At 73.6% G+C, this 7,102-nt stretch carries 6 protein-coding genes; all 6 read left to right on the top strand.

Translation table 11 applies throughout. The features are described 5' to 3' along the window. Nucleotides 1-162 precede the first annotated feature (162 nt). Nucleotides 163-1,524, top strand: a complete 1,362-nt coding sequence (mshA, locus tag GWI24_RS37355) for a D-inositol-3-phosphate glycosyltransferase (protein WP_210950488.1) — start codon at nucleotides 163-165, stop codon at nucleotides 1,522-1,524. Then, on the top strand, nucleotides 1,517-2,104 hold the full coding sequence (locus GWI24_RS37350) for a YbjN domain-containing protein (RefSeq protein ID WP_247617421.1): 588 nt from the start codon (nucleotides 1,517-1,519) through the stop codon (nucleotides 2,102-2,104). Before mshA ends, GWI24_RS37350 begins: the two co-directional genes overlap by 8 nt. A 158-nt stretch (nucleotides 2,105-2,262) precedes the next feature. Further along, nucleotides 2,263-3,990 carry a glycosyl hydrolase family 28-related protein gene (locus GWI24_RS37345; RefSeq protein ID WP_210950487.1) on the top strand — a complete coding sequence of 576 codons (1,728 nt, stop codon included), beginning with the start codon at nucleotides 2,263-2,265 and terminating at the stop codon, nucleotides 3,988-3,990. Nucleotides 3,991-4,154: 164 nt separating this feature from the next. Beyond that, on the top strand, nucleotides 4,155-4,400 hold the full coding sequence (locus GWI24_RS37340; protein WP_210950486.1) for a hypothetical protein: 246 nt from the start codon (nucleotides 4,155-4,157) through the stop codon (nucleotides 4,398-4,400). Further along, nucleotides 4,397-5,248 (top strand): RNA polymerase sigma factor, encoded by an 852-nt coding sequence (locus tag GWI24_RS37335; RefSeq protein WP_247617420.1) that lies wholly within the window; start codon nucleotides 4,397-4,399, stop codon nucleotides 5,246-5,248. Before GWI24_RS37340 ends, GWI24_RS37335 begins: the two co-directional genes overlap by 4 nt. Further along, nucleotides 5,245-7,102: M48 family metallopeptidase (locus tag GWI24_RS37330; RefSeq protein WP_210950485.1), on the top strand; the 1,858-nt coding region annotated here is incomplete at its 3' end. The genes GWI24_RS37335 and GWI24_RS37330, both read left to right, overlap by 4 nt.

Raw genomic sequence — 7,102 nt, 5'->3', positions numbered from 1 at the left:
GCCGGGGCGGACGGGAGCCCATGCCGGGAACCCATGTCGGGCCGGACGGGGAGTGGCCGTCGGACATCAGAACGTCACGCTTTGGCAAAGCGGAAATGGGAACCATCCGTTCCGGTGTTGACGCCCTGGAGGGAGTCCGCCCCGGCAAGGAGGTAACGCTCGGTGAGCCAGCACGCGTCCCGGCTCGGCGGCCTGCGAGGCCGGTCCCACATACCGTTTGGCGCCCCGCCCCACCAGCGGCTTCGCCGCGTTCCACGGCGGCCGCGGCGGATCGCGATGCTCAGCGTGCACACCTCGCCGCTGCATCAGCCGGGCACCGGCGACGCCGGCGGGATGAACGTCTACATCGTGGAGCTGGCCAGGCGCCTGGCCGCCATCGACATCGAGGTGGAGATCTTCACCCGGGCCACCACCGCCGCGCTCCCCCCGGCCGTCGAGCTCGCCCCCGGGGTACTCGTCCGGCATGTGGACGCCGGGCCCTACGAGGGTCTTGCCAAGGAGGACCTCCCGGCGCAGCTGTGCGCGTTCACCCACGGCGTCATGCAGGCGTGGGCCGGGCACCGGCCGGGTCACTACGACCTCGTCCACTCCCACTACTGGCTCTCCGGCCATGTCGGCTGGCTGGCCGCCGAGCGCTGGGGAGTGCCGCTGGTGCACGCCATGCACACCATGGCCAAGGTCAAGAACGCGGCGCTGGCGGCGGGCGACACCCCCGAGCCCGCGGCCCGCGTCATCGGCGAGCAGCAGATCGTCCGCGCCGCCGACCGGCTGATCGCCAACACCGCCGAGGAGGCGGAGGAGCTGGTGCGCCACTACGAGGCGGCGCGCGAACTGGTGGCGGTCGTCCACCCCGGGGTGAACCTCGACCGCTTCCGGCCCGCCGACGGCCGGGCCGCCGCCCGGGCCCGGCTGGGGCTCCCGGCCGACGCGCTGATCCCCCTCTTCGCCGGGCGCATACAGCCGCTCAAGGCCCCCGACATCCTGCTGCACGCCGTCGCCCACCTCCTGGAGGAGGACCCCTCGCTGCGCGAGCGCATGGTCGTGCCCGTGGTCGGCGGCCCCAGCGGCAGCGGCCTGGCCAAGCCCGAGGGGCTGCACAAGCTGGCGGCGCGGCTGGGGATCTGCGATGTGGTCCGGTTCCGGCCGCCCTGTGCGCAGGACGAGCTCGCGGACTGGTACCGGGCGGCGTCCGTGCTGGTCATGCCGTCGTACAGCGAGTCGTTCGGGCTGGTGGCCATCGAGGCGCAGGCGTGCGGGACCCCGGTCGTGGCGGCCTCGGTGGGCGGTCTGCCGGTGGCCGTACGGGACGGGGTCAGCGGCACGCTGATCGACGGCCACGACCCCGCCGACTACGCCCGCGCCCTGCGCCCCTTCGTGCAGGACCCGGGGCGGGTGGACCGGATGGGCGCGGCGGCGGCCGGGCACGCGCAGTCCTTCGGGTGGGACACGGCCGCCGCGGCGACGGCGGAGGTGTACACGGAGGCGATGCGCGAGCGGCGTCGCCTACGATCGGCCCATGGCTGACCCCAAGGCTGACCCCATGGCCGAGCCCACGGCTGACCGTAAGGCCGACCCCACGGCCGAGGCCGACCGTAAGGCCGGCACCGCCGCCGAGGCCGACCCCCGGGCCGTCATCGAGCGGACGCTGAACGACGCCGAACTGGAGTGGGAGAGCCCGGAGGACGGCACCTACGTCGTCACGCTCCCGGGCACCCGCAAGCTGTCGACCACCTGCTCGCTGCGGGTCGGCCGGCACTCCCTCTCGGTCAACGCCTTCGTCGTCCGCCACCCGGATGAGAACCACGAGGCGGTCCACCGCTGGCTGCTGGAGCGCAACACCCGGCTGTACGGGGTGAGTTACGCGATCGACCAGCTCGGCGACATCTATCTGGTGGGCAAGCTGCCGCTCGTGGCCGTCACCCCGGAGGAGCTGGACCGGCTGCTCGGCACGGTGCTGGAGAACGCGGACGGCAGCTTCAACACGCTGCTGGAGATGGGGTTCGCCACGGCCATTCGCAAGGAGTACGCATGGCGAACCTCGCGGGGCGAATCGACGCGGAATCTTGAGGCGTTCAGCAATCTGACTCGGGATGCGGCGAAGTGAACGACCGGGCCCCGGCCCGGTCCTCGCCTGACGCCTACCTTTCTGCTTGACCTACGCCCATCCTGACGCGACCCCTTCCGTGCGCCCCTGCCCCATGGCATTCTCACGCCGTCTCTCACCTGAACTGCGTTCACATACATGGAAGGCGGGGCTGGCTCATGGGCACGGAGATCGACAGAAGGCAGTTGCTCGGCGGTGCGATGGGCCTGGCGGCGGGCGCCACGCTCCTGGGGGCTGGTGCCCCGCTCCTGACCGCCACGGACGCGGCGGCGGCCGCCGCACCGGGTACGCCGGGCGGGGCCCGTACGTCCGGCGGGACGGGCACGTCCGCCCTCTGGCGTGAGTTCCGCGCCCGGCCGTACAACCACCCCCAGATCCCGTACGTCGGCCGCGCCGGATACCTCGGCGGCCGCACGAGCTTCCCCCGCCTGCCCGTCGTCGCGGACGTCCGCGCCTTCGGCGCCCGGCCCGACGGCTCCGCGGACGCCGCCCCCGCGATCAACCGCGCCATCGCCGCCGCCGGTCGGCGCGGCGGCGGCACGGTGCTGGCGCCGCCCGGGACGTACCGCGTGGACGACGTCATCCGCCTCGGCTACGACAACGTCGTGCTGCGCGGCGCGGGCAGCGGCCGCACCACCCTCCACGCGACCCGCAACCTCACCGAGCTGATCGGCCCGTACGGCAGCCGCTACGGCGGCGACAAGTCGTCCTGGTCCTGGGCCGGCGGGCTCATCTGGGTCTGCCCGGACGCCCGCCGGCGCTCCCTCACCGACGCGATCCGGGCCCAGGCATGGCCGTTCGAGGGCTGGACCGGCAACCGGCGCGACGAGTGGCACACCCTTACCGACTTCGCCGCCCCCGCCCGTCGCGGCGACTGGACGGTGACCGTCGAGGACCCGTCCGCCCTGCGCCGCGGCGACCGCGTGCTGCTCCAACTCACCGACGACGACGCGCACTCGCTGCTGGCCCATATGGCCGGTGATGTCGAGGGCGCCGCCGACTACGTCTGGACCGACAAGACCAAGCTGACCTCGTACGTCCCCTATGAGTGGCCGTGCCGCGTCGTCGCCGTCGACCGGCGGCGCCGCCGGGTGACCCTCGACCGCCCGCTGCCGCTCGACGCCCGGCCCGCCTGGAAGCCCCGGTTCACCACGCTGGTGCGCCCGGTCACCGGCTCCGGGGTCGAGGGCATCACCCTCGACGTCGTCGAGACCCCGCAGTCGCAGCATCTGCTGGACAAGGGGTACAACGGCGTCGCGCTGCAGTGCGCATGGGACTGCTGGGTGGACGACGTGACCGTCAACAACGTCGACAACGGCTTCCTGCTCGTCGCCGCCAAGGCGTGCACCCTGCGCCGCACCCGGGTGACGGGCCGCGGCAGCCACCATCCTTACTGCTGCCGCGAGGGCTCGCACGACAACCTCGTGGAGGACTTCGTCCTGGCCCAGCGCACCGTCCCGGCCCCGGCGGGGACACAACTGCACGGGATCAATGTGGAGGGGCTGTCCAGCTACAACGTCTGGTCGCGCGGCCGGATGGAGATGGGCACCTTCGACACCCACCGCGGGATGCCCTTCGCCAACGTCCGTACGGAGATCACCGTGGACAACACGGGGTCGCACGGCGGCGACGCGAGCGCAGGTCCGCTCTACGGTGCGCGGTTCGCCCACTGGAACGTCACGGTCACCAATCAGCGGGCCGGATGCGTCAGGATCGACGACATCGCGCCGTACAGCGCGACGGCCGGGATCAGCGAGGTCCGGCAGTTCGGCCAGATCGATGTCCCGGACTTCACCGGTCCGCTCCACTCCCGTATCGAGTCCTACGGCCACCCGGAGGCGGTCCACCCCCGCAACCTGTACGAGGCGCAGCGCGCCCTGCGCTGACATCTCGCGCTGAGACCTCCGCTGAGACCTCCACTGAGACCTCCGCTGACACCTCCCGGAGAACACGGTGCGAAACGCGGTGAAGAAATACGGTCCATGAGGGCTCTTCATGGTGAACCGGCTCCGGCGGCCGGGAACCATGAAGAGGAGACACAACGGTGCTCATGGACAATCCGTGGCTCACGGTGGCAACGGTCGTGACGGTGGGGGTGCTACGGCTGATGGGGGACGTCATCCGCTGGCTGGCGGCGCGTTCGGGCGAACGGCTCCGGGCGCGCACGCTGGCCGAGTTGGTGAACAGAACGGAGCCGGGCACGGTCCTCACCGACCGCCGCCCCGACGGCGCGGCGCTGACGATACGGCGGCGGCCGGAAGGGCGGGACGAGCGGGGCGGGGGTCGATCGGAATGAGCGACACCGTCGAGGAGACCACGCGCGGCGGGCGGCCGGAGGAGGAGTTCGACGCCTTCTACGCCCGCACCTACCCCTGGCTGGCCGCCCGCGCGGTGATGCTCAGCGACAACCGGCAGAACGCCGAGGACGCGGTGCAGGAGGCGTACATCGAGGCGATGCGCCGCTGGCCCGAGGTCAGGGCATGCGCCTCGCCCGAGGCATGGGTGACCACCACCATGCGGCGCAAGCTCTCGCGGGACGGGCGGCGCTGGTGGTTCCGCTGGAAGCCGGCCGAGATGACCGTCCCGGCCGCCACGACCGCGAGCGTGGAGGAGACCGCCGAGGCACTGGCCGCCCTGCGCGCCCTCGGCACGCTGCCACCGCGCCAGCGCCAGGTGGTCGTCATGCACTCGCTCGAGGGCATGAGCTACCAGGCGATCTCGGCCGAGCTGGGGATCTCCGTCGGCAGCGTCGGCAGCAACCTCCACAAGGCCCGCGCCCGACTGAGCCTGCTGCTCGACGTCTCCCCGGAACTGGGGCGCGCGACCGACCGCCTCCTGACCCGCACCCCGAAGGACCCACTGAGCGTGGCCCTGTACGGGGCCGCGGAGTGGCTGTCGGCCGGGTTCAGGGGCGAGGGCCGGGCGTTGCGGGGTGGCGCCGACGGCCGCGGCGGGGCCCGTGACGACGTCTGGGACGACGCCCGTGGCGCCGGACGCGATGACGCCCGTGGCGTCGGCCACGACGCGCGGGGGGACGGCGCCCCCCGGGTGAAGCCGCGCGACGGTGACGCGGACCGCGCCCGCGGCGATGTCCCGAATGTTGCCCAGAACCGCGCCAGCGACGGCATTCGGGGGCGTCGATGATCGCCACCGCCCGCGCGCTCCTCGCCCTCGCCCTGCTCGCCGTCTTCTACGCGCTGGTCGCGGCCATGGTGCTGCTCTGGGCGGCCTTCCTCGTGGCCGCCGTATGGACCGCAGGAACGCCGGAGGCCCAGACGCCGCCCACCACCGTCGTCACCGCCTGCGCGGCGTTCGCCCCCATCGTCTTCGGCATGGTGTGGGCGGTGATCCGCACCGCCCGCCCCGCCGCCCCGCGCGAGGACGCGGTGACGGTGACCCGGCGCGGGGCGCCGGAGTTATGGCGCACGGTCGAGGAGCTGGCCCTCGACGTCGGCACCCGGCCGCCCGGCCGCATCAAGCTGACCGCCGAGGTCAACGCCTCCGTCACCGAGGACGCACCGCTCCTCGGCCTCGCCCCCGGCCGACGCGTCCTCTACCTGGGACTGCCCCTGCTGGCCGGCCTTTCGCCCGCCGAACTGCGCGCCGTCCTCGCGCATGAGCTGGGCCACTTCTCCGGCCGCCACAGCCGCTTCGGCGCGGTCGCCCACCGGGGCGCGGCGGGCCTGGTCGCCGCCCGGCAGGCGATCCAGGACGCGTCGGCCGCGAACGACCTGGTGCGGCTCTACGCGGGCGTGCCGCTGCTGCTGCTCGGCCTCTACACCCACGTCTTCCGCTGGCTCACCCGCCCGGTCCGGCGGCGGCAGGAGCTGGAGGCCGATCGCGAGGCGGCGCGGGTGGCCGGTCCGGGTGCCGTAGCCGACGCGCTGTGCTCCACGGCGGCGCTGGAGGCGGCGTGGCAGGAGTTCCTCGTGGACTTCCTCGCCCCGATGCGCCGGGCGACGGGCCGGATCCCCGACGATCCGTTCCGCGCCTTCGCCCATATGGCCGAGGCGCCCGAACTACGGGAGCCGATGGCCGCGTTGCGCGCCCGAGCCGTGGAGCGGCCCGCGGACCCCGACGACGCGCATCCGGCCCTGGCCGTCCGGCTGGAACGGCTGGCGCGCCTGCCCGTGCGGGAGCCCGGAGCCGAACCCTTCCCGTCCCCGCGACCTCTCTCCGTACAGCCGCGGTACGCGGTCGCGCTGGGCCGCGTCCTGCTGTCCGGCCCGGACGCGGGCACGAGGGTGCCCTGGCGGGACTGGCTCACCGAGCTGGCGGAGCACCGCGCGACACGGATCCTGACCCCGCTGGCGGAGGCGGTGCGCGGGGTGGAGGAGACGGAGGGGATGGGTCGGCCGAAGGCGGAGCCGGACACGCTGACAATCCACCGGGTGCTGCGACTGCTGGACGGCGGCCGCCGCATGCCGCTGGCCCGCGCGCTCAACGCCCGGCTGCCCGAGGGCGGGCGAATGCCCCGTGGCGATCAGACCGGCCAGGACCCACTCGCCCCCCTGGCAGAGGCCCTGGCCGTACTGATCGGGGCGCAACTGGTAGCGCGGGGGACGGCGTACTGGGCCATGAACTGGACCGGCCCCAGCATCCTCGTACCGCCCGACGGCATCGCCCCCGAGACCATCCGCACCTGGGCCGACACCGCCGTACGACTCCCCGGCCAGACCCAGCGGCTCGGGCTGCACCTGGCGGCCCTGGGCGTGGACGAACGCGCACCGCTGCCCACCATCGGCAGGGCGGGGGCTACGGCGGACGGGCCGGTGCCGGGGGAGAAGGCGCGACGGATCAGCATCGCGCCCGGTGCCACCGGACCCGCGCGCCGGCGCATCACCGCCGTACGGGCGTTGGCGCTCACCGTGCTGGTGGGGCTGACGGGGCTGACGTTCGTCCTATGGGCGAACCGGGACGAGCCGAGCTACCCCGGAACACCGGTGACCCGCTGGAACGACCGCTACCAGCCGGGCGGCGGCACGGGTACGGACCCCG

It is taken from the genome of Streptomyces sp. MK37H, assembly GCF_018035285.1.
GTDB classification, from domain to species: Bacteria; Actinomycetota; Actinomycetes; order Streptomycetales; family Streptomycetaceae; genus Streptomyces; species Streptomyces endocoffeicus.
The sequence above is the reverse complement of the archived record's forward strand: the minus strand, read 5'-3'. Positions and strand labels throughout refer to the sequence as shown.

Coding starts and splice junctions, on each gene's coding strand:
- GWI24_RS37350 (WP_247617421.1), top strand. CDS start 1,517: ATGGCTGACCCCAAGGCTGACCCCATGGCCGAGCCCACGGCTGACCGT.
- GWI24_RS37345 (WP_210950487.1), top strand. CDS start 2,263: ATGGGCACGGAGATCGACAGAAGGCAGTTGCTCGGCGGTGCGATGGGC.
- GWI24_RS37340 (WP_210950486.1), top strand. CDS start 4,155: ATGGACAATCCGTGGCTCACGGTGGCAACGGTCGTGACGGTGGGGGTG.
- GWI24_RS37335 (WP_247617420.1), top strand. CDS start 4,397: ATGAGCGACACCGTCGAGGAGACCACGCGCGGCGGGCGGCCGGAGGAG.